We start from the raw sequence: 20,935 nt of genomic DNA, 5'->3' as shown, positions 1-20,935 counted from the left end.
GGCGGGAGGCGGCGCGCCGGCGCCCGGGGGCGGCGCGGCGGACAGACATAGCACCGGCGCCCCCGACGGGCGCCGGCGTTCGTGCGCGGCGGCGGCGTCAGGGCCGTCGCCGGCGCGTCACTGGATGCGCTGGCACTCGACCTTGTCCGAGGCGGCGTCCCTGTTGTTCCCGTCGTTGCACTCGTCGATCGCGCCGTCGGGGTCGACAACGCCGTAGATCAGGATCGAGAGGTTCCACGGGAAGTCGCCGAGGGTGGGGGTGAGGTCCACGCTCTCTCCCGGCGCGATCGGCCCCGGGACGACCTCCTCGTGGAGCGCCGTCCCGCCCTGGCCCGGATCGCCGGCGTAGTAGCGGACGCGCACGTCGCTGGCCGGCGCGGAGCCCGCGTTGAGGATCGTCGTCGGGACGTCGACCTGCTGCATTTGGCACTTCGCGTCGGTCACCCGGCCGATCTCGATCTGGAGGTCGGGCAGCGCGCTGCCGGCGTCGAGCGGCAACGTGAGCTCGTTGTTGCCCTCCTTGCACTCGCGCTCGATGCCGCTCTCGTCGACGACCGCGCGCACGCGGGCGGGCAGCGTCCCCTGCGCGTTGTTCGTGGCGCTGTAGCTCACCGTGAGGAGCAGCGAGCTGTGCGGCTCGATGCTTGTCTGGAGGACCGCCTGGAGCGGGGCGAGCTCCGCGTCGTAGAGCGGCTCGTCGGCGGCCGGGGAGTCCCACTCGCCGTAGAAGCCGACGACGACGCCGGGGCCCACGCGGAGGTCGCCGAGGTTGTCGACGCGCACCGTGATGTGGACGTTCTCGGTGAGCTCGCCGCAGGCCGCGTCGGGCGACGAGACCTGGATGCCGCTCAGCGCGAGGTCCGGCGCGATCCCGTACGACCGCGGGTTCGAGCGGTAGGTGTTGTAGGCGCGGCCGCCGTACGTCTTCCAGCTCTCGGGCTCGCGCGTGGGGATGCCGCCGCTCTCGAGCACGTTCGTCACGTGGTAGCTGTGCTGGTTCCAGATGCGGCGGGCGGAGACCCAGAGGTCGTTCTGCGCGCCCCAGACCTCGAGGCCGTTGTTGTAGTCGGTGCCCGCCGAGCAGAAGGTGGACTCGTTGGAGGTGGCGAACACGATCTCCGCGTTGCCGTCGTTGTCGACGTCGGCGACGATCGGGTACTCGGACCGGGTGCGGCTCGGGGAGTGCTCCTTGAACAGGACGCCGCCGGCCACGCCGTCGTAGATGCGGAAGTAGCACTCGTCGTTGTAGATGACCTCGGCGGCCCCGTCGCCGTTGAAGTCGAACACGCTCGATCCGGTGGCGCGGCTGGAGTTGTCCTCGGTCTCGCGCTGCCAGCCGTTGTGGTAGCAGACGCAGGTGTGCGCCTGCTGGTTGCACGTCGCGGCGCCCGGGGCGCCGCAGTCCTCGTCGGTATCGCACGGCAGCCCGTTCGGCGTGCGCGGGGGGTTGGCCAGCCCCGTGCCGGCGTCGTTGAGCGGGTTGGGCCACGCGGGGCACGCCGCGGTGGGCTCCTGGAGGTCGAGCATCACATAGCGGAGGCCGAACGCCGTGCCGATCTCGGGGAAGCCGTCGCCGTCGAAGTCGTCCACGTTCGGCGCCCCGCCGTCGCGCGTGGCGCCCGTGCCCATCACCGTGTGGCGCAGGATCGTGCCGTCCTTCCCGTCGAGCACGTAGAAGTACCCGTCGTTGAACAGGATCACCTCCGGCTCCTGGTCGAGCGGGTTGTTCGGGCCCGGCGCGGCGGCTTTGTCGACCCCGAGGACGTCGGCCACGGCGCAGAACCCGTCGCGCCTTTCGTTCGGGATCTGGACCGTGCCCAGCTGGTTCGCTGTCTGCCCGTCCCAGGCCACGAGGAGCTCCCCGTTGCAGAACGCCGTCGCCTCCGGGTCGTCGTAGGGAGGTGCGCACTCGGCCCTCCTCGTCACGCCGGGGGGCGGGCGGGGGAGGGCGTACGCGGTGCTGCCCGCCACGATCTCCAGCCGGTGGTCGTCCCTGAGGTTCGCGATGCACGTGATGGGGCCGAGCCGGTTGGCCGGGTTCGTGGGGCTCCCCTGGATCCCCTGCATCAGGTTGCCCTTGAACTGGTCAACGATCGAGAGCACCCGGGTCATCCTGTCGATGTGGAGCGTGAACACGTTCGCCCCGACCACGATCTCCGGCAGCCCCTCGCCGTCGATGTTGGCGATCGACGGCGCCGGCTCGTTGTAACCGGTCCAGAGGTTGTTCGCGAGGAGCCGGGTCTCGCCGGTGTTGCTGAAGATCTGGAGCCCGGATGACTCGGTGATCGCCACGATCTCCGGCACGCCGTCGGCGTCGAGATCGCCGACGGCCAGCGCGGCGGTCGGCATGAGCGTCGCGTCGCCGCAGCGGTAGGCCACGTCGAGGGGATCGCCCTCTTTCCAGAGCTGCGTGCCGAGCACCGCGAAGTAGTTGCGCCCCTTGTCGGGGCCGCCGCCGTGGATAGCGCGGAGGACCCCGCTGTTGGAGTACGTCGAGCCGCAGAACGTCGTGAAGATGATCTCGGGGAAGTCGAGCTCGTTGATGCGCCCGTCGCCGTTGTCGTCGTCGAGGTTGGCGACGAGCGGCGTCATGACGTTCTGCGCCGAGGTCGGGAAGGGGCTGTCGGCGGCGCTCGAGTTGGCGCGGTTCTGCCCTCCCCACTGGATCTCGATCTGCGGCAGGACGTTCGCGAACGGCTCCGGCTCCAGCAGGCACGTGGGCGCGTCGCCGGTGCCGGAGCAGGTGCCGACCTCGCACGAGGCGTAGGTGGGGCAGTCCCAGTCGTCCTCGCAGGGGCAGCTGGCGCTGCCCATGCCGTCGTCGGTGCACGTGCTCTCGTAGTAGGCCTCTCCGCCGCACGTGAAGAGCTCGCGCGTGGCGCTGCCGTTCGAGACGCACAGGAGGAGGCTGTCGCCGTCGCAGGCGCGCTCGCCGGCGGTGCAGGCGTCGGCGACGCAGACGGTGCCGTTGCAATACCTGTCGATGGGACACTGGAGATCGCTGCGGCAGCCGATATCGACGCAGATGGCGCCCCCTTCTGCGGTCGTCTGGCATTCCTCGGTCGGTCCGCACGAGAGGTCGTCGCATGTGTTGTCGACGCAGGCGGCCTGTCCGTCCTGCAGCTCACAGCGCTGGTCCGGCCGGCAGTCGACGCCCTCACAGCCGCTCTCGCCGCCCGCGCCGCCCGAGCCGACCGTCGAGCCGACGAACACCCCGGTGCTCTCGCTGGTGCTGCCGCCGTCCCCGCCTCCGCCGCCCTCGCCTGGGGGCGTCACGATCTCCGGATTGCTGCAGGCCGCTGCAGCGAGCAACAACGAAGGAAGCGCGAGGGGAAGCAACCGCCGGGGGCGCATGGGCATGAGGCGATTGTACGGGCGCGCTGTCGCCAGGGAAGCGCGTTCGCGCGCGGCATCGTGCGCGGAGTGGGAGCTCTGCGCACGATGGGCGTCGCGCGCGGCGGAGGTCAGCGGCGCGGGGAAGGGGCCGCGGGTGCCGCGCGGGACCGGCGGGCAGGGGACGGGCTCAGCGGGCGCCGCGCTGGCGCGGTGCGCCGTACGGTCGGCGCGTTCGCGTCCGTGGTTCGGGGCGAGGCGGCGGCGCTCGAGGAGGTGGATGTCCCCAGGAGGCAGCTCGATCGGGGACGGGAGCGGCCGCGACGCGCCCTGGAGCGGCGAGCGCAGCGGGCAGGCTTCCTTCGCGCTACGCTTCCGCGCATGAGGGTGACCCTGCAGGACCTCGAGCACGAGCTCGCGCGGCTCAGCGATGCCGAGAAGGCGCAGCTCGCACGCACGCTGTTCCCCTCCATCACACGTGCGTTTGCCGGCGTCGAGAAGAGGCCGGGCGTCTGCGGCGGAGACGCGTGCATCGTGCGCACCCGCATTCCCGTGTGGACGCTTGAGCGGTATCGCCGCCTGGGCTGGAGCGAGGCCCGGATCCTGGACAACTTTCCGACCCTCCGCGCCGCGGATCTGGTGAACGCCTGGCCTTACGTCGACGCGCATTCCGAGGAGATCGAGAGGTCCATCCAGGAGAACGAGGACGCCTGAGGATGGCCTCGTTTCATGCGAACGAGAACTTCCTACGTCAGGTCGTGGAGGGGCTCCGGGCCCTGGGGCACGACGTGCTCACGACGCAGGAGGCAGGGAATGCAGGACAGGCCATACCTGACGAGATGGTGCTCGAGTTCGCGACGCGCTCGGAGCGCGCCGTGCTCACGCTGAACCGCCGGGACTTCATCCGCCTCCATCGGCAGAGCGCCAACCACGCCGGCATCGTCGTCTGCACCGAGGATCCGGACACCGATCGTCACATCTCGCGTATCCACGAGGCGATAGCGTCGCTGCCGTCGCTCGCAGGGCAGCTCGTCCGGGTCAACCGACCCTGGCACCCGTGAAGCCAGCGCGACGGCCGTGCTGTGAGGGGCGCGGGACCGCCCGGACCTCCGCGCCTCACGCCCCGCCGCTCTCCAGCGCCTCCTGCAGCGCGCGCACCTCGCGCGCGAACGCCGGCTCGGTGCGCAGCGCGGCCGTCCGCTCGTCCGGCAGCAGCAGCGTGCGGTCGGCGACGACGCGCGCCGGCCGCGGGGACAGCACGACGGCGCGCTCGGCGAGGTAGGCGGCCTCGGTGATCGAGTGGGTCACGAAGAGCACGGTCATGCCGAGCTCGGCCCACAGGGCGCGGAGCTGATCGTCGAGCCGGACCCTGGTGAGCTCGTCGAGCGCGGCGAACGGCTCGTCGAGCAGGAGCAGCCGCGGGCGCGTGATCATCGCGCGGGCCAGCGACACGCGCATGCGCATGCCGCCGGAGAGCTCGGCCGGATAGCGCGCGCCCGCGTCGTCGAGCCCGACCTGGAGGAGCGCGGCCCGCGCCGCGGCGTGGCGCTCCTCGAGCGGCGCCCCGGCGAGCTCGAGCGGCAGGGCGGCGTTCTCGAGGACGCTCCGCCAGGGCAGGAGGTGCGCGTCCTGGAAGACGTACGCAATCGGGGCGCGCGCGCGCGCGCGCGCCCCGATCGCGCCGCCCGACCCCTCCTCGGCCTCGACGACCGCGGCGCCGGCGTCGGCGCGGTCCAGGCCGGCGACGAGGCGCAGCAACGTCGATTTGCCGCACCCCGATGGCCCGAGCAGCGCGACGAACGCGCCCGGCGCGATGTCGAGGTCGATGCCGTCGAGCGCGACCACGCCGGCGGCGCCGCCGCCCTGCGCGCGGCCCGCGTCGTCGAGCACGGGGAAGACGCGCCGTACGCCGGTCAGCCGCACGCGGACGCCTCCGCTCGCCGTGGCCTTCTTCATCTGCGCCGGCCGTTCTATCCGCGCCGCCCCGGGTTGGCCAGGCGTTCGTGAGCCGCCCGCGCGCCCGCGCCCGCGCCGCCGGCGCCGATCAGCTCGACGACGCCGTGCGCACGCAGCGGAAGCCGCCGTCGGCGAAGCGGTAGTGCGCCTCGAAGCTCGTGCGCGCCCAGGTGCGGAGCGACTGCGCGCCGTACATCCACGAGCCGCCGCGCATCACGAGCAGCGGCCGGTCCGGAGGCCGGGTGTTGCGCGGGTTGTGGGTGGGACCGTCCGCGTAGAAGTGCGGATCGTCGTAGTCCTCGCACCACTCCCAGACGTTCCCGGCGAGGTCCAGGATGCCGTAGGGCGAGGCGCCCCCCGGCAGCGAGCCGACGGGCACCGTCCCGCCCTCGCGGTTGTCGTGGTTCGCGCGCGTCAGCCCCGGCTCGGCGCGCCCCCAGGGGTATTTGCGGCCGTCGGTGCCGCGCGCTGCCTTCTCCCACTCGGCCTCGGTCGGCAGGCGCTTGCCGGCCCAGTTGGCGTAGGCCCGCGCGTCGTCCCACGACACGTACACGACCGGGTGGTCCTCGAGGCCCGCGGGGATCTCGCCCCGCCTGAAATGGGAGAGGAACCGGCTCGCGTCGGCGTCGTCGGGGCGATACCCCGTCACGTCGACGAACGCCTTGAACTGCCGGTTCGTGACCGGCGTGCGATCCATGTAGAAGGCGTCGACATGGACCCTCCTGCGCTGCTGCCCGCTCAGGAACGGCCCGCCGGGGACGAGGATCATCTGCTCGCCTGTCTTCTCGCGGACCGTCGGCGCGAGCTCGCGCGCGTCGGACGTGGGGCGCGCCGGGGAGGGCGAGAACGCCGCGAGCGCCTCGTCGAGCCGCGCCCGGAACTCCGCGCACGACGCCGGCCTCCCGGCCGGATCCTTCGCGAGCGCGTCCAGGATGAGCCGGTCGAGGGCCGGCGGGAGGTCGGGGCGGAGCGACGACGGGGGCGCCGGCGGGTCGGCGACGTGGGCCATCATCACGGCGAAGTGGTTGGGGCTGTCGAACGGCACCTGCCCTGTCGACAGCTTGTAGAGCGTCACGCCGAGAGAGTAGATGTCCGATCGCGGGTCCGCGGCGTGAGGGCTCTTCACCTGCTCGGGCGACATGTAACAGCAGGTCCCGAGGAACGCGCCGCTCAGCGTGTAGGTCGTCCCCTCGAGGATCTTGGCGATGCCGAAGTCGACGATCTTCGGCATCAGCCCGTCCTTGCCGGTCGTGACGAGGATGTTGTCGGGCTTGAGGTCGCGGTGGATGATGCCCATCCGGTGCCCGTCATCCATGGCGTCGAGGACCCCGCCGAACAGCGCGCGGATCTCCTGGAACGGGATGCGCCCGCGCCACCGCTCGAGGTGCCGCACCAGCGTCGACCCCTCGACGTACTCCATGACGATCGCGAGCAGGTGATCGCGCTCGACGAAGTCGTAGACGGAGACCACGTTCTCGTGGCTCCAGGAGCGGAGCACCCGCGCTTCCCGCGCGAACCGCCGCCGGATCTCGGGGTTGCCGCAGAGGTTCGAGTGCAGGCATTTGACGGCCACGACGCGCTCGCGCGCGCGGTCGCGGGCGCGGTAGACGACGCCCATGCCGCCCTCGCCCAGGGTCGACTCGATGCGGTAGACGCTGATCTCCGTGCCGGGCAGGAGCCGCACGGGCGGCAGCGGCAGAGAGGGCGGCGGCAGCCCCGCGGCGCCGAGCTGCGTCGCGGGGAACGCTGTCGCGGCGTAGCCGGGGCCAGGGTCGGTGACGAGCTGGCCGCACGAGGGGCAGAAGCGGGCGTTCTCCGGGAGCGGAGCGCTGCAGCCGGCGCACCGGAGAGAGGTGTCCTGGCCCATCGGTCGCCGGGGAGTCTCGCACATGTCGGGGCGGCCGTGGGCGGCGAATGTGCGGCGCGCCCGCGGGCCCGCGAGCGCGCTGGCGTCGCGCTCCTGCGCGGCGGGCGCGGCGCTCCTGCGCGGCGGGCGCGGCGCTCGATGGGCTCGCCCGTGGTACTGTCGCGCTCACGGCCGGTGGGGGACGACGACGCAGAGCGGCGCATGCGCGCGATTCACGCTGTGCTCGTCGCGGAGGGCGCGATCGAGCCGCTGGCGATGGACGACGCCGAGGCGCGCCTGTGGACGGATTGCGAGCTCGCGTCGCTCGTCGAAGGCCGCTTCTCCGAGCGCGTCGATCCGGCGGCGCGCGGCGCCGAGCTCCGCGCCACGTGGGAGGTGAGGGCGACGCGCGACGGCGTGCAGCTCGGCGCGCCTCACGCGGGCGCGCGCTATGTGGTCCCGTACTGGCTCACGCAGGAGGGCTGTCGGGTCGGGACGATCGCGCTGTCGACGGGCGCGCTCGGGGGAGCGCAGCTGGAGGTGTCGAGCCTCTACGTGCTGCCCGCCCACCGGGGGCGCGGCGTCGCGGGCGCCGCGCTCCGCCGCGCGGACGGCGTCGCGCGCGCCCACGGGGCGCCGGGGCTGCGCGTGCTGACCCCGTGGACGTGGCAGCGCGCGGTGCGGTTCTATCTCGGCCTGCGCATGTGGGTCGCCGGCTGGGCGCACGCGCTCGAGTTCACGTGGCGCCGCGGGCTGCCCGCGCACGACATCGAGATCGGCGACAGCGAGGCCACGTTCGGCGTCGTCGTCGACGGCCGGAAGGAGCACCTCATCCGCGCCTCGCGCGACGGCGATCGGCTCGGATGGGTGGAGTCGCCCCGGATGGAGGCCTATCGCGGCGAGCGCCCCGACGTGGCGCGCCTCGGCCCCGGGACGTTCGCCGTCGCCCTGGCCGCGCGCGGCTTCCCGCTCCTCCGCGCGGGAGACCGCCGGCGCGCGCGCCGCGGCGCTCCCTGCGCCGGCGAGCCCGAGGGGCTCGCGCGCGCGATCGAGCTCTTCGAGGCGGTCGACAACAGCTTCGGCTTCGACGTGCGCGCGCCGCGCATCCCGGGCGTGCTCTACCGCGCGTACGACGACATCGACTGAGGTGGTGTAGGATCCGCCGCATGGACGACTGGCTCCACCGCGCGCCGACAGCGCTCCGCGGCAAGCGCATCTTCCGGCTCGGCCTCGCGGCGAACTACGGCATCGACGAGGACGGCGTGCGCGCGGCGATGGATCGCGGCGTCAACCTCTTCTTCTGGACCCTGCGCGCCGGCGGCCTCCGCAATCCGCTGCGCGAGGCGCTGGCGCGGCGCCGCGACAGCGTGGCGGTTGTCGGCGTCGCGCAGGTCGGCTGGTTCGGCTGGGGCGTGCGCAGGGGGGCCGAGAAGCTCCTGCGGGAGCTCGGGACCGATCACCTCGACGTGTACCTGCTCGGCTGGCTCGGCGTCGGATCGGCGTGGACGAGCGCGACGGAGCGCGAGCTCTTGCACCTGCGCGAGAGCGGCAAGGTGCGCGCGCTCGGCGTGAGCATCCACGACCGCCCGCGGGCGGGCGAGCTCGCGGGCTCCTCGCCGCTCGACCTGCTCATGATCCGCTACAACGCCGCGCACCCCGGGGCGGAGCGGGACATCTTCCCGCACGTGCGCGACGCGCGGCCGAGCGTCCTCGCCTACACGGCGACGGCGTGGCGGCGGCTCCTGAAGAAGCCGAAGGGCTGGGAGCGCCCGGCGATGACGGCGGGCGACTGCTATCGATTCCAGCTCTCGAGCCCGCACGTGGATCTCGCGCTCTCGGGGCCGAAGAGCCGCGCCGAGATCGAGGAGAACCTCGACGCGCTCGCGAGGGGGCCGCTCACCGCGGACGAGGAGGCGTGGATGCGGGAGTTCGGGCGGGCGGTGCACGGATGAGCGGGGCGCGGATGAGCGATGCACAAGGGAGCGATGCACGGGGGAGCGGCGCGCCGACGGTCCGGATGGTCGTCGCCTGCACCATGACGTTCCCCGCGGAGGCGGAGCGCTTGCTGGCGGAGGGCGTCGCGCCGCACGAGCTCGCGATGCCGGCCGCGCGCTCCGCGGAGAACCTCGCCGTGGTCGGGCGGGATCCGGTGGTGCTGGGCGCCGACGTCGTCTTCGGCCAGCCGCACCCGGACGACGTGTGCGCGGCCCCGCGCCTGCGCTGGGTGCACCTCAGCACCGCGGGCTACACGCGCTATGACGTGGCGGCCGTGCGCGCGGCGCTCGCCGCGCGGGGCGCCGTCCTCACGACGAGCAGCGGCGTCTACGCCGACCCGTGCGCGGAGCACGCGCTCGCGTTCCTGCTCGCGGCGTCGCGGCGGCTGCCCGAGTGCCTCGAGAACCAGCTCGGCCCGCGCGGCTGGCCCGACGCCAAGGTGCGCTCGCGGAGCGCGCTGCTGCGCGGCCGGCGGGTGCTGCTCCTCGGCTTCGGCGCCATCGGCCGCCGGCTCGCCGCGCTGCTCGCCCCGTTCGAGGTCGAGCTCTGCATCCTGCGCGCCCGCCCCCGCGGCGACGAGCCCGGCCGCGTCGTCGGCCCCGAGGCGCTCGACGACGCCTTTGCCTGGGCGGATCACGTCGTCTCGAGCCTGCCCGCGGCCGAGGGCACGCGCGGCCTCGTCTCGCGCGCGCTGCTCGCGCGGATGCGCCCGGACGCGTGGTTCTTCAACGTCGGCCGGGGCGCCACCGTGGACCAGGCGGCGCTGCTCGAGGCGCTCGAGGCGCGCCGCCTGGCCGGCGCGTACCTCGACGTGACGGACCCCGAGCCGCTGCCGCCGGATCACCCGCTGTGGCGCGCGCCGGGCTGCTACGTCACCCCGCACGCGGCCGGCGGGCGGCGCGAGGAGCCGGTGGCGCAGGTGGAGCATTTCCTGGCGAACCTGCGGCGGTTCGAGCGGGGGGAGCCGCTCGAAGATCGGGTGATCTGAGGCTCTGAGGGATCCCCTCGTTTGCATTCCTCTTCAGCGGGGGCAGACGGGGAGTATTGAAGATTTCCCTCCCCCGCCTCCCCGTCTCCCTGTGAATTTCCCGAAGAATTCGATGGGATCTCTCAGGTTTGGAGCCGCTTCCCCGTGCAATCATTGGGTGAGCACGGTGCTGTCGACCAGGCCTGTGGTGTTGCTGACGGGTGATTCACAAGTGTGAATCACACATGTGAATCGCGTGGGTCGCCGTATTTTTCCATTTACGTGACTCGCCCGGTCCGTACGATGCCAGCGGGTACTCCTCCGTCGTTCTCGACAGAGGTCCGCAGTCGTTCATGGCAGTGAGGGGCGCGCTCCGCGGCTGAGGCATACAGGCAGCAGCAGCAGCGGCAGCGGAGCGCGACTGGGCCCCGGGGCTGTTCGTGCCCGGTATCGCGGCGTGAGCCATGCCGGGCAAACGGGCCCTATATGGCGGTGTGCAACGGCTTTTGCGCGATCTCAGCGCGGGAGCCGGTGGCTCGTGCGGCGGCGCGCGCGAAACGCGACGCGATAGACGCCCAGGGGCCTGTCTCGACATCACCTCCACAAACAGCGCATTCGCGCTGGCATCGATCTTGAATCGTTGAAGTGCGTGACCTGAGATTGCTCCAGCCAGCGCAGGCTCCGCAGCGCGCGGCACCCTATTTGAACAAGAACAGAGGACAAGACATGCGCCATCGCAAGAGCTCTCTTCTCGGCTATCTGACGATCCCTGCTTTCTCCACCCTGCTGGTCGTGAGCTGCACCAGCGCCGACCCCTCCGTGATCGGCGGCGATGACGACGAGGCCGTGGGCGAGGCCCATGACGCGCTCACCCCCGATCAGTGCAACTACTTTGACGTCAACGGTACGGTCCAGATCTGCCACAAGACCGGCTCCGCGACGAAGCCGTACACGATCATTCGCGTCAGCGAACAGGCATGCATCAACGCGCACAGCGCCCACGCCCAGGACTACGTCACCAGCCTCGACCCGAGCTCGCCGAGCTACGACCCGACCTGCGGCGGCCAGGGCTGTCTGGCCGTGAACGCGCCGTGCGACCCCACGGTGCCGTGCTGCGACGGCCTCACCTGCCAGAGCGGCACATGCACCGATGTGAACGAGTGCGCCCTGGGCACGGACAACTGCGACGCGAACGCGGCGTGCACCAACACGCCGGGCTCCTTCACCTGCGCTTGCAATGCGGGATACGAGGGCGACGGCGTGACGTGCGCCGACATCGACGAGTGCGCCGGAAGCCCGTGCCAGAACGGCGGGACCTGCGCCGACGGCATCAACAGCTATAGCTGCGCGTGCTTGCCCGGCTACACCGGCACCAGCTGCGAGACCGACATCGACGAGTGCGCCGGAAGCCCGTGCCAGAACGGCGGGACCTGCACCGACGGCATCGACAGCTACACCTGCGCGTGCTTGCCCACCTACGAGGGGACCAACTGCGAGGCGTGCGAAGGCAGCCTTGCGGACTGCAACGGGCTCACGTCCGACGGCTGCGAGGTGAACCTCCAGAGCGACGCCTCCCACTGCAACGCCTGCAACAGCGCGTGCGGGTCGGGTCAAATCTGCTCGAACGGTGGCTGCCAGACCCCGCCCTCCGGCCAGGTCCCCGGCACGCCGATCAACGTCTCCGTTCCCCACAACCCGCTGGCCCCGGCGGTCGCCGATGTGAATGGCGACGGCAAGCTCGACGTCCTGGTGGCCAACGGTGAATCCGGGGCGTTGCTGTTCCCCTCCGGGTCGCTCTCCGTCTTCCACGGCAACGGCGACGCGACGGTCCAGCCGGAGCTCTATTACACGGGCGCCCCGCTCTCCAGCAACGCGGTCGTGGCGGTGGACGTGGACGGCGACGGGTGGCTCGACGCCGTCACCGTCGACGGCCAGACCAACCAGCTCCTCATCAACGGGAGCATCAGCGTCTACCGAAACCTCGGCCCGAGCGCGCCCGGAACCTTCGGCGCGCCGACGAGCTTCACCACCGGCACCCCGGGCTCCGTCCACCTCTGCACCGAGGACTTCGATCGCGACGGGGTGGCCGACATCGCTACAACCAGCGTGACCCTGAATCAGGTGAGCGTGATCATGGGCACTGGCGGGGGCAGCTTCGGCGCGCCCACGCTCATCTCCATCGCGGGCACCGGCGGCGTGCAGTCGACCATCGCCTGCCGCGATCTGAACGGCGACGGCTTCTCCGATCTCGTGGTGACGAGCCCCGGCGCCGCGCGCCTCTCGATCCTCATCAACCAGGGCAACGGCTCGTTCGCCGCGCCGGTCGCCTACACCAACGCCGTGAACGGCCAGACGGCGGGCATCGCCTTCGGCGACGCCGACGGCGATGGCAAGCTCGACATCCTCTCGAACGGCGCGGCCGGCCGGTACCTCTTCTTCTTCAAGGGGAACGGCAACGGCACGGTCGCGAGCGGCGTCCAGTCCGCCGCCGCGCCCACCACGAGCGCCAACTCGGCGCTGGGGGTCGTGGCCAGCGACTTCAACGGCGACGGCAAGCTCGACGCCTACATCCTGGTCACCACCTCCTCGGGCGGCGTCCGCCCGATGACCGGCAACGGCAACGGCACCTTCACCGCGGGAGCTGTCGTTCCGACCGGCACCTCGCCCGGCGCCAACGCCATCGCCGCCGCGGACCTGGATGCCGATGGGTACGACGATCTCATCCTGACCAACAGGGGATCCGGCACCCTCACCGTGATCCCCAACGGTCTCTGACCCGCCATCTCGCCCTTTTTCGTTTACTTGGCTCGCCTCGTTGGAGCATCCTGCGCGAGCTGAAAACCATCCATCGACGGCGGATCGTACGCATTCGTTCCGCACGATGAGCGGCGCGCTCTGCAGCTGAGGCATGCAGGCAGCAGCAGCAGTAGCAGCGGAGCGCGCCTGGCCCCGGGGGCTTGGACGACCTGACGTTTCTCCAGCCAGCGCAGGCTCGACATCGCGCGGCATCCCCGCGGCTTCAACAAAAAACAGAGGAAAAACCATGAGCTACCGCAAGAGCTCTCTTTTCAGCAGGCTGGCGATCCCGGCGTTCTCCATGCTGCTGTTCGCGAGCTGCACCAGCGCCGGCCCCTCCGGGGCCGACGGCGATGACGACGAGGGCGCCTGCCAGAGCGGCACATGCACCGATGTGAACGAGTGCGCCCTGGGTACCGACAACTGCGATGCGAACGCGGCGTGTACCGACACGCCGGGCTCCTTCACCTGCGCTTGCAATGCGGGGTACGAGGGCGACGGCGTGACGTGCACCGACATCGACGAGTGCGCCCTGGGCACCGACGACTGCGACACGAACGCTACATGCACCGATACGCCGGGCGCCTTCACGTGCGCTTGCAACGCGGGGTACGAGGGCGACGGCGTGACGTGCACCGACATCGACGAGTGCGCCGGAAGCCCGTGCCAGAACGGCGGGACCTGCACCGACGGCATCGACAGCTACACCTGCGCGTGCTTGTCCGGCTACACAGGCGCCGGCTGCGAGACCGACATCGACGAGTGCGCCGGAAGCCCGTGCCAGAACGGCGGAACCTGCACCGACGGCATCGACAGCTACACCTGCGCGTGCTTGCCCACCTACGAGGGGACCAGCTGCGAGGCGTGCGAAGGCAGCCTTGCGGACTGCAACGGGCTCACGTCCGACGGCTGCGAGGTGAACCTCCAGAGCGACGCCTCCCACTGCAACGCCTGCAACAGCGCGTGCGGGTCGGGTCAAATCTGCTCGAACGGTGGCTGCCAGACCCCGCCCTCCGGCCAGGTCCCCGGCACGCCGATCGACGCCTCCGTTCCCCACGGCCCGCTGGCTCCGGCGATCGCCGACGTGAATGGCGACGGCAAGCTCGACATCCTGGTGGCCAACGCCGAATCCGCTTCGTCGACGACCCCTTCCGGGTCGCTCTCCGTGTTTCACGGCAACGGCGACGCGACCGTCCAGCCGGAGCTCTATTACACGGGCGCCCCGCTCTCCAGCAACGCGGTCGTGGCGGTGGACGTGGACGGCGACGGGTGGCTCGACGCCGTCACCGTCGACGGCCAGACCAACCTGCCCACCAGCAACGGGAGCATCAGCGTCTACCGAAACCTGGGCCCGAGCGCGCCCGGAACCTTCGGCACGCCGACGAGCTTCACCACCGGCACCCCGGGCTCCGTCCACCTCTGCGCCGCGGACTTCGATCGCGACGGGGTGGCCGACATCGCCACAACCAGCGTGGCCCTGAATCAGGTGAGCGTGATCATGGGCACCGGCGGGGGCAGCTTCGGCGCGCCCACGCTCATCTCCATCGCGGCCACCGGCGGCGTGCAGTCGAGCATCGCCTGCCGCGATCTGAACGGCGACGGCTTCTCCGATCTCGTGGTGACGAGCCCCGGCGCCGCGCGCCTCTCGATCCTCATCAACCAGGGCGACGCCTCGTTCGCCGCGCCGGTCGCCTACACCAACACCGTGAACGGCCAGACGGCGGGCATCGCCTTCGGCGACGCCGACGGGGACGGCAAGCTCGACATCCTCTCGAACGGCGCGGCCGGTCGGTACCTCTTCTTCTTCAAGGGGAATGGCGACGGCACTGTCGCGAGCGGCGTCGGGTCCGCCGCCGGGCCCTCCGCGATCGCCAACTCGGCGCTGGGGGTCGTGGCCAGCGACTTCAACGGCGACGGCAAGCTCGACGCCTACATCCTGGTCACCACCTCCTCGGGCGGCGTCCGCCCGATGACCGGTAGCGGCAACGGAACCTTCGTCACGGGCCCTGTCGTCCCGACAGGCGCCTCGCCCGGCCTCAATGCCATCGCCGTCGCGGACCTGGATGCCGATGGGTACGACGATCTCGTCCTGACCAACAGGGGATCGGGCACCCTCACCGTGATCCCCAACGGACTCTGACCCGCCTCTTCGCCCTTGCGCTGCGTGTCGTCCGGGAAGTCCACTGGCGAGACGGGCCGGGCTGGCAGGCCGCGCTCCCCGAAGCTCGACGGAGCGACTCCCGATCTCCCCCTCCCGCAGGCACGTTGCAGGCTGTCTGTGAGGTGGGGGGAGAAGGGAGGGGGATCACTTCCTGGACACCGGCCGCGCGGGGTCCGTCAGGGGCTCGCCTTCGCGCGCCGGCCGGTGAAGGTGTCGGAGGCGATGGGCTCGCCGGTGTCGCTCGAAGGGTCGAGAGGATCTTCCCCGTCCTCGAAGGTGCGCACGACGAGGGAGCCGGCGATCTCGTCGCAGCCCTGACCGACAGTGTCGAGGACGATGTCGATCCGGGCCGTCGTCATCAGGGTGTTGTCCTCGTCGTAGACGAAGGCAAACAGCACGCCTCGAGCGCCGTCGTTCCCGACCTTCTCCCAGCTTCCTTGCTGGTTGGAGAAATTGTAGAGGGGCTGCGTCGAGGTGGTCCCGAAGAAGGACCCGTCGGCCGCGAACGTCCAGAAATCCCTCGCGCCGCCCGCTTCCGAGATCAGGTAAGTCCCGGCGCAGCTGGAAGGGAAGGCGCCGGCCAGGGTGGGCGCCGGGCGGAGCGCGAGCCCGAGGGCCGCGAGTGGGAGCAGCGAGAGCGCGAGCAGAAGCCTTTTGTGCATACGGTTTCGATCCTTCTCCATGGACCGGTGCCACGTGCTCTCGGCGCGTCCTCGCGCCAGTACGCCGCGACAGGTCCGTTCGAATGAGCGCAGAACGACTATTTTTTATCTCACGTCGGCGACGCCATCGGAAGCCTTTCCGGTGCGGGGAGCTACGGCGCGGGCGACCGATGGTAGAGATGCCCATTCAGGTATGCACAAAGCTCGGCTGGTCATTGTCGACGTAGGTGTCGCGGACGTGGTGATACAGCGCCGGAGCTCGATGCACGTCTGGGCAGGCCCCGCGTTGCCCTCCCGACGGGGCCGAGGCGCGTGTGCCCTGATCTCGCCCGGTAAACGTCAGCGCAGTGGCCCATCACGCTGTTTCACTGCGAATTCGCTGTGAATCTCATCGCCCGGCCCGCGGCTCGCCCCCCTCCTCACGCATTTCGCGGCGGAGCGGCCGGGCGTGGGGCAAGGCCCCCACGCTCTTCCGGGGTGTGAATCCGGTGCGATTCACGCTGTTGCATCCGGAGGGGCACTCAGGTGAGCATGCTGACGTAGATGGAAAGTTCTCCGCAAGCCGATCAGCGCGCGGCCATCGCGGCCGAGCTGGAGCAGGTGGTGACGAGCCCGGTGTTCGGCGGGTCTGCGCGGCAGATCCGGCTGCTCCGCTTCCTTGTCGACGAGGTGCTCGCGGGGCGCGGCGCCGAGCTGCGCGCGCCTCTGCTCGCCACCCGCATCTTCGATCGGCCCGAGGGCTTCGACTCCACCGAGGACTCGATCGTGCGCGTCGAGATGAGCAAACTCCGGCGCGCCCTCGAGCGCTACTACGCCGCGAGCCCCACCGCCGCGGTGCGCATCGAGCTGCCGCGCGGCCGCTACGCCCCCGTCATCGCCGCGGGGCCGGCCGCGCCCGACCCCGTCCAGCCCCGCGCCTCCCCGCGCCCCGCGATCGACTCGCCCCCCTCCGATCGGCCGGGTCCACCGTCCCCCCGCGGGCCGCGTATCCCGTCCAGCGCCGACGGGCCCGTCGTCGCGATTCTCCCCTTCACCTCGATCACCGCCGTCTCCGCCTCCTTGAACGCGGACGGGTCGGAGAGCGAGCTGCCGGTGCCGGGCTCGACCGGCACGCGGAGCCGCGCCGTCGCTCACGGCCTGACCGACCTGCTCGGCGACCTGTTCATTCGCGCCCCGCGCGTGCGCGTGCTCTCGCGCGCCGCCACCCTGGACGAGGCCGAGGCGCGGGGCGCGCGCTACGTTGTCGAGGGGTGCGTGCGCCTCGTCCCCGGCGCGCTCCGCGTGACGGTCAAGCTCCACGACACGAGGCGCGGGATCCAGGTGTGGGGCAGGACGTTCGACCGCGTCGACGTCGAAGGCCGCCTGTTCGCCGTCGAGGACGAGATCGCCCGCGAGATCACCACCCTGCTCGTCACGCTGCCCCTTGGCGCTGTCCATGCCATCGAGTCCGAGGAGCGCTCCGGCCATCCTCCCCGCTCGGCGTACGACGTGCTCCTGCGCTTTCCCCAGTGGCTGGCCACCTTCGATCCCGACCTGCAAGCCGAGCTCGAGGAACACTGTGCGCGCTTCCTCGATCTCGACCCCGATGACGGGGCGCTGCTGGCGTATTCCGCGTTCTTTCAGGTGCTCTCGTCGTGGACGGCGGCCGGCAGGGAGTGCGACCTTCGCCAGGCCGAAGGGCGTGCGCGCCGGGCCGTGGCGCTCGAGCCCAAGCTGGCCAATGCCCACCAGGTGCTCGCGTTCGTGCTGCTCGACGCCGGCGACGGTCCGGGGGCGCTGGCCGAGGCCGAGATCGCCCTGAGGCTCGGCGGGGCGCTCATGCTCACGGGCTTCCTCCTCGCGCTCGCCGGTGAGTGGGAGCGCGGCACGGGCATCCTCCGCAAGCACCAGGGCTGGACGAAGCGCTATCCCGGCACCGTCCACCACGCCCTCGCGCTCGACGCCTATCGCCGCGGCGACCACGCGGCTGCCCTCGTCGAGGCCGAGGCCATCGCCCCCCTCCACGTCGCCTGGAGCGCGCTCGACCGCGCCGTCGCCCTGGCCCGCCTCGGTCGCACCGCCGACGCCCGCAGAGCCGCCCGCGAGCTCGCCGCCATCCTGCCCGAGGTCGCGCGGGATCCCCGGGCCGTCGTCAGCCGGCTGACAGCGGACCAGGCGCTGATCGACGACCTCGTCGAGGCGCTCGCGCTCGCAGGGCTCGGCTGAAGGGGAGACGGCGACGGAGGAGGGTTGCGACCGCGCGCGCTGGCGCGGCGCGCCCTCGAGGATGCCTTCGCTTGCCTTGAGATCGCCTTCCCTGGCGCGCGGTCACTTGCTTCAAGCCTGCCCTCCGGTCGTCACCGGGCGCGGGTCGGGGCAGGGGCTTACACGCCGGTGATCACGGCGGTGATGATGCCGTCGTGGGTGGTGAGGCCGCCGGGGGTCAGGCATAGGAGCGGGTTGACGATGGGGTAGACCCACGTGAAGACGGCGGTGGCGCCGGTGAATTGGCCCGCGGTGATGGTGCCGGTGCCGACGGTCTGCAGGATGCCGCCGGTGACGGTCAGTTCGTAGGTCAAGGTGGCGGTGGAGGACTGGCCGTTGTTCCAGTTGACGGTGAGCGCGCCGCTGCCACCTGCGCTCAGGTCGTTGCAGGCGGCGTCCGGGATGGTGAAGGCGGCCAGTGACAAGGAGCCACTGGTCAGCGTGGGGTCGGTGGAGGTGCAGGAGGAGTAGACGTCGGTCTCGGTCACGCTGACGGTCTGCGGCGTGAGGGTCAACCCGGGGTTGTAGGTGGCGTGGCTGCTGCCGGTACAGATGGTGGAGGAGGCGGCCGCGCTGGCGGGCACGGCGGCCAGGACGGCGACCAGAGCGGAGGCGAGCAAGAAGCACGCTGCGAACACATGGGAGCGATATTTTCTCATTGAACTACTTCCTTTCCTGTCCGTTACCATTGTACCCGTGGTCGGTAGTATGTGCCTGGGGAGATGACCGCGCCTTTTCGACGCCGGGCCCGGCGCTCCTCGCGCCCCCGTGCCCCGCGTATCCTTGCGAGCAACCCGACGCACCTCCGTGCTTCGCTCCGGTGACGCGCAGTTTTCCCGGTCGATTTCTCGACCTGCAACCACACGTGGCCGGGACGCCGGCTTCGGTGCCATGCATCGCAGGCCTCGCGTTGCGCTCCAGACCAGGCGGAGGCGCGTATGCCGTAGGTGCGCACTCTAAACGTCGGCTCAGTGGCCATCACGTTGTTTCACGGTGAATTCGCTGTGAATCACATCGACGCCGTGAACCCCACGGCTGCGGTGCGGATCGGACGGCGGCGTAGGAGCGCTGGGATCGCGCGCGCCGGCGTGGTGCGCCCGTCCTCCGCGCCGCGGACCTTCTCGCGCTGCCTCTCGAGCTCGTCGGCGATGTGCCCGACCGCGGCGGTGAGCTTCGTGATTCGCCGGCGCGCGAGCACGCTCGGCGTCTCGCCGCGGAAGAACAGCCTCGGATCGACGGGCCTCCCCTTGAGCGAGTCGAGGTACGAGGCGAACCGCACGATGACGTCCCGGGCCTCCTCGAGCACCTCGGCGCTGTCGAGCTCCGGCGCCGGCTTGGGCTGGCGATCGAGGACATCGGACATCGCTTGATCGGCGAGGAGCTGCTTGCCCATCGCGAACTCGACCATGCCGTCGAGGGCCGGAGGTGGTTCCACGCGGTGTTGCGCGGGATCGCGCGCTCCTCGGCGATGTCCTGGACCCCCTCCTCCTCGAGGTCGTGCGCGACGAGGATCTCACGGCGCGTCGGAGGGACCTCCAGGAGCAGCTCCGCGAGGATCTCGCTCCGTTGCGCCTCGATGAGCCGTGTCTCGGAGTCCGGCGCGTCGCTGGACAGCCCGTCCAGCGCCTCCTCCGGCCAGAGCTCCTCGTGACGCCGGTGGGCGCGCTGGCGCTCCTTGGAGATCAGGTTGGATGCGATGCGCAGGAGCCAGGCGCGCAGGGTGCCGAGGCAGGGATCGAACCGGGACAGCGACCGCGCGGCGCCGTGGAAGATCTCCTGGACCATGTCGTCCCGATCCGCGCCCCGGAAGCCCCGCCGCTCCACGTAGCGGCGGATCGCCGCCTGGTGCTCGGCCATGATCGCGTCCAGCGAGAGCGGTGATCCCTCCGGGGCGGCGTCCAGCGTGCGAGAAGGTTTCCCCATACAAGCCCAGTTACCCGGCGAGCTCGTTCGATATTTGAAAAAACGTCATGCGGGGCTGCGTTGCGCCGGGCTCGCGCGGTTACGTGGCTAGCTCGTTCACCATTTCGAAAAACGTCACGGCGGGCTGAGTCGAGCCGCGCGCGCCGGGTTCACGCGGGGGCGCTTCTCCCGCGGCGCGGGAGGAGGACATGGTGCATTGCGGAAGCGCATGTAAAATTGTCTGGCGGGTGAGTCGATTTCGCCGGTTTCGCCGCGCCACGGCGGCTTGACCGCAAAGAGACCCACCGCGTAGTGTGCCGAGGAGATGGGGTCCACAGGCCGGTTGCTCCTCGCGGTGGCCGCCGCATCTGTCGTGTGGGGTCGCGCGGCGCTCGCCGCCTGCGAGGGGCCGCCCGCGACCAGCGCGCCGCCCGCGGCAGGAGCCAACCGGAGGTACTGCGTGCACGGGCTCCTCGGGAGCGCGTTGGGGAAGGCGGTGAGGTCGCGATGACTTGGAACGGAAGGTGGTGGCTCCTGCGCGCGTTGCGCTCGCTGCCGCTGGGGGGCCTGGGCGGCGCGCTGGTCGCGGGCGGCTGCGGCAGCGCGGAGCCGCCGTGCGGCGAGCCGTGGAATCCCTGCCTCATCACCAACGAGGACGGCACGAGCAACGGCGTCTGCGCCGGGAAGTGCGTGATACAACCGATGGTCAGCTTTTACGATCCGATCCCGCTGTGGATCGGAGACGCTGACGACCCCGAGCCGGCGTGCGAGGACCTCACCAGCTTCGACCTCCGCCGAAGAGCCCTGCGAAGATCGCTGTCGCGTGCAGTGGCCTCGTGAAGGGTACCTGGTGTCCGGAGATCGGCGAGGTGTGCATGGTCAACCAGCAAGAGACCAACGTGCCTCCCGGGTGGCGGTACTGCATGGTCGCGCGGAGCGAGGGGCCTCAGGACTGCTATCCGCCCGCCGGTCCCGGGGAGCGGCCCAGGTTCTCGGACAAGCTCAATTTGTATGACCGGGACGTCGAGCGGAGCTGCGAGCCGTGCGTCTGCGTGCCCAGCCGCACGCCGAGG

General features: G+C 71.1%; 15 protein-coding genes and 1 pseudogene. 9 read left to right on the top strand and 7 right to left on the bottom strand.

Annotation, left to right across the window (positions count from 1 at the left end; translation table 11 throughout):
- Positions 1 to 117: 117 nt before the first annotated feature.
- Positions 118 to 3,360 (bottom strand): FG-GAP-like repeat-containing protein, encoded by a 3,243-nt coding sequence (locus WMF42_RS28785; RefSeq protein ID WP_437686116.1) that lies wholly within the window; start codon positions 3,358 to 3,360, stop codon positions 118 to 120.
- A 354-nt stretch (positions 3,361 to 3,714) separates the two neighbouring features.
- Here WMF42_RS28785 and WMF42_RS28780 point away from each other — a divergent pair, with 354 nt between their 5' ends.
- Both WMF42_RS28780 and WMF42_RS28775 read left to right on the top strand, forming a co-directional pair.
- Entirely contained in the window at positions 3,715 to 4,047 is a 333-nt protein-coding gene (locus tag WMF42_RS28780) for a DUF433 domain-containing protein (RefSeq protein ID WP_437686114.1), read from the top strand.
- A gap of 2 nt (positions 4,048 to 4,049) precedes the next feature.
- The gene (locus WMF42_RS28775; protein ID WP_437686112.1) at positions 4,050 to 4,394 is read left to right on the top strand and encodes a DUF5615 family PIN-like protein; all 345 of its coding nucleotides are present in this window, start codon (positions 4,050 to 4,052) and stop codon (positions 4,392 to 4,394) included.
- A 55-nt stretch (positions 4,395 to 4,449) separates the two neighbouring features.
- Here the strand turns inward: WMF42_RS28775 and WMF42_RS28770 are convergent, their stop codons facing one another.
- Together WMF42_RS28770 and WMF42_RS28765 are read right to left on the bottom strand one after the other, a co-directional pair.
- The gene (locus WMF42_RS28770) at positions 4,450 to 5,289 is read right to left on the bottom strand and encodes an ABC transporter ATP-binding protein (RefSeq protein WP_199694405.1); all 840 of its coding nucleotides are present in this window, start codon (positions 5,287 to 5,289) and stop codon (positions 4,450 to 4,452) included.
- Positions 5,290 to 5,377: 88 nt separating this feature from the next.
- Positions 5,378 to 7,156, bottom strand: a complete 1,779-nt coding sequence (locus tag WMF42_RS28765) for an SUMF1/EgtB/PvdO family nonheme iron enzyme (protein ID WP_437686109.1) — start codon at positions 7,154 to 7,156, stop codon at positions 5,378 to 5,380.
- A gap of 201 nt (positions 7,157 to 7,357) precedes the next feature.
- Here WMF42_RS28765 and WMF42_RS28760 point away from each other — a divergent pair, with 201 nt between their 5' ends.
- From WMF42_RS28760 to WMF42_RS28740, 5 genes are all read left to right on the top strand, one after another.
- Entirely contained in the window at positions 7,358 to 8,281 is a 924-nt protein-coding gene (locus WMF42_RS28760) for a GNAT family N-acetyltransferase (protein WP_437686107.1), read from the top strand.
- 20 nt (positions 8,282 to 8,301) lie between these two features.
- On the top strand, positions 8,302 to 9,087 hold the full coding sequence (locus WMF42_RS28755) for an aldo/keto reductase (RefSeq protein WP_061612855.1): 786 nt from the start codon (positions 8,302 to 8,304) through the stop codon (positions 9,085 to 9,087).
- Positions 9,088 to 9,098: 11 nt separating this feature from the next.
- Positions 9,099 to 10,118: a D-2-hydroxyacid dehydrogenase gene (locus WMF42_RS28750; protein ID WP_437686104.1), complete on the top strand. Its 1,020-nt coding sequence runs from the start codon at positions 9,099 to 9,101 to the stop codon at positions 10,116 to 10,118.
- Between the two features lie 705 nt (positions 10,119 to 10,823).
- A complete protein-coding gene (locus WMF42_RS28745; protein WP_437686102.1) occupies positions 10,824 to 12,872 on the top strand; it encodes an FG-GAP-like repeat-containing protein in 2,049 nt (682 codons plus the stop codon).
- 268 nt (positions 12,873 to 13,140) lie between these two features.
- Positions 13,141 to 15,033, top strand: a complete 1,893-nt coding sequence (locus WMF42_RS28740) for an FG-GAP-like repeat-containing protein (protein ID WP_437686100.1) — start codon at positions 13,141 to 13,143, stop codon at positions 15,031 to 15,033.
- Between the two features lie 197 nt (positions 15,034 to 15,230).
- Here the strand turns inward: WMF42_RS28740 and WMF42_RS28735 are convergent, their stop codons facing one another.
- Entirely contained in the window at positions 15,231 to 15,716 is a 486-nt protein-coding gene (locus WMF42_RS28735) for a hypothetical protein (RefSeq protein WP_437686099.1), read from the bottom strand.
- 543 nt (positions 15,717 to 16,259) lie between these two features.
- Between WMF42_RS28735 and WMF42_RS28730 the strand changes: the two genes are divergently transcribed.
- Positions 16,260 to 17,921, top strand: a complete 1,662-nt coding sequence (locus WMF42_RS28730) for a hypothetical protein (RefSeq protein ID WP_437686097.1) — start codon at positions 16,260 to 16,262, stop codon at positions 17,919 to 17,921.
- 158 nt (positions 17,922 to 18,079) lie between these two features.
- On the opposite strand, the gene WMF42_RS28725 is transcribed toward WMF42_RS28730, so the two are convergent.
- The 3 genes and pseudogenes from WMF42_RS28725 to WMF42_RS28715 form a co-directional block, all read right to left on the bottom strand.
- Positions 18,080 to 18,619 (bottom strand): hypothetical protein, encoded by a 540-nt coding sequence (locus WMF42_RS28725; RefSeq protein ID WP_437686095.1) that lies wholly within the window; start codon positions 18,617 to 18,619, stop codon positions 18,080 to 18,082.
- A gap of 350 nt (positions 18,620 to 18,969) precedes the next feature.
- Positions 18,970 to 19,395 (bottom strand): hypothetical protein, encoded by a 426-nt coding sequence (locus tag WMF42_RS28720; RefSeq protein ID WP_437694469.1) that lies wholly within the window; start codon positions 19,393 to 19,395, stop codon positions 18,970 to 18,972.
- A 47-nt stretch (positions 19,396 to 19,442) separates the two neighbouring features.
- A pseudogene (locus WMF42_RS28715) lies at positions 19,443 to 19,817 on the bottom strand (RNA polymerase sigma factor); the annotation flags it as partial.
- Positions 19,818 to 20,369: 552 nt separating this feature from the next.
- On the opposite strand from WMF42_RS28715, the gene WMF42_RS28710 reads away from it, so the two are divergent.
- Positions 20,370 to 20,702, top strand: a complete 333-nt coding sequence (locus WMF42_RS28710; protein ID WP_437686093.1) for a hypothetical protein — start codon at positions 20,370 to 20,372, stop codon at positions 20,700 to 20,702.
- Positions 20,703 to 20,935: the final 233 nt, after the last annotated feature.

Source organism: Sorangium sp. So ce176 (assembly GCF_051519835.1).
Taxonomy (GTDB): domain Bacteria; phylum Myxococcota_A; class Polyangia; order Polyangiales; family Polyangiaceae; genus Sorangium; species Sorangium cellulosum_G.
Note: the sequence above shows the minus strand (reverse complement) of the source record. Positions and strands in the feature narration are given on the sequence as shown.

Bases quoted from the DNA above. Each gene is read 5' to 3' on its own strand.
- WMF42_RS28785 (WP_437686116.1), bottom strand. From the start codon at position 3,360: ATGCCCATGCGCCCCCGGCGGTTGCTTCCCCTCGCGCTTCCTTCGTTG.
- WMF42_RS28780 (WP_437686114.1), top strand. From the start codon at position 3,715: ATGAGGGTGACCCTGCAGGACCTCGAGCACGAGCTCGCGCGGCTCAGC.
- WMF42_RS28775 (WP_437686112.1), top strand. From the start codon at position 4,050: ATGGCCTCGTTTCATGCGAACGAGAACTTCCTACGTCAGGTCGTGGAG.
- WMF42_RS28770 (WP_199694405.1), bottom strand. From the start codon at position 5,289: ATGAAGAAGGCCACGGCGAGCGGAGGCGTCCGCGTGCGGCTGACCGGC.
- WMF42_RS28765 (WP_437686109.1), bottom strand. From the start codon at position 7,156: ATGGGCCAGGACACCTCTCTCCGGTGCGCCGGCTGCAGCGCTCCGCTC.
- WMF42_RS28760 (WP_437686107.1), top strand. From the start codon at position 7,358: ATGCGCGCGATTCACGCTGTGCTCGTCGCGGAGGGCGCGATCGAGCCG.
- WMF42_RS28755 (WP_061612855.1), top strand. From the start codon at position 8,302: ATGGACGACTGGCTCCACCGCGCGCCGACAGCGCTCCGCGGCAAGCGC.
- WMF42_RS28750 (WP_437686104.1), top strand. From the start codon at position 9,099: ATGAGCGATGCACAAGGGAGCGATGCACGGGGGAGCGGCGCGCCGACG.
- WMF42_RS28745 (WP_437686102.1), top strand. From the start codon at position 10,824: ATGCGCCATCGCAAGAGCTCTCTTCTCGGCTATCTGACGATCCCTGCT.
- WMF42_RS28740 (WP_437686100.1), top strand. From the start codon at position 13,141: ATGAGCTACCGCAAGAGCTCTCTTTTCAGCAGGCTGGCGATCCCGGCG.
- WMF42_RS28735 (WP_437686099.1), bottom strand. From the start codon at position 15,716: ATGCACAAAAGGCTTCTGCTCGCGCTCTCGCTGCTCCCACTCGCGGCC.
- WMF42_RS28730 (WP_437686097.1), top strand. From the start codon at position 16,260: ATGGAAAGTTCTCCGCAAGCCGATCAGCGCGCGGCCATCGCGGCCGAG.
- WMF42_RS28725 (WP_437686095.1), bottom strand. From the start codon at position 18,619: ATGAGAAAATATCGCTCCCATGTGTTCGCAGCGTGCTTCTTGCTCGCC.
- WMF42_RS28710 (WP_437686093.1), top strand. From the start codon at position 20,370: ATGACTTGGAACGGAAGGTGGTGGCTCCTGCGCGCGTTGCGCTCGCTG.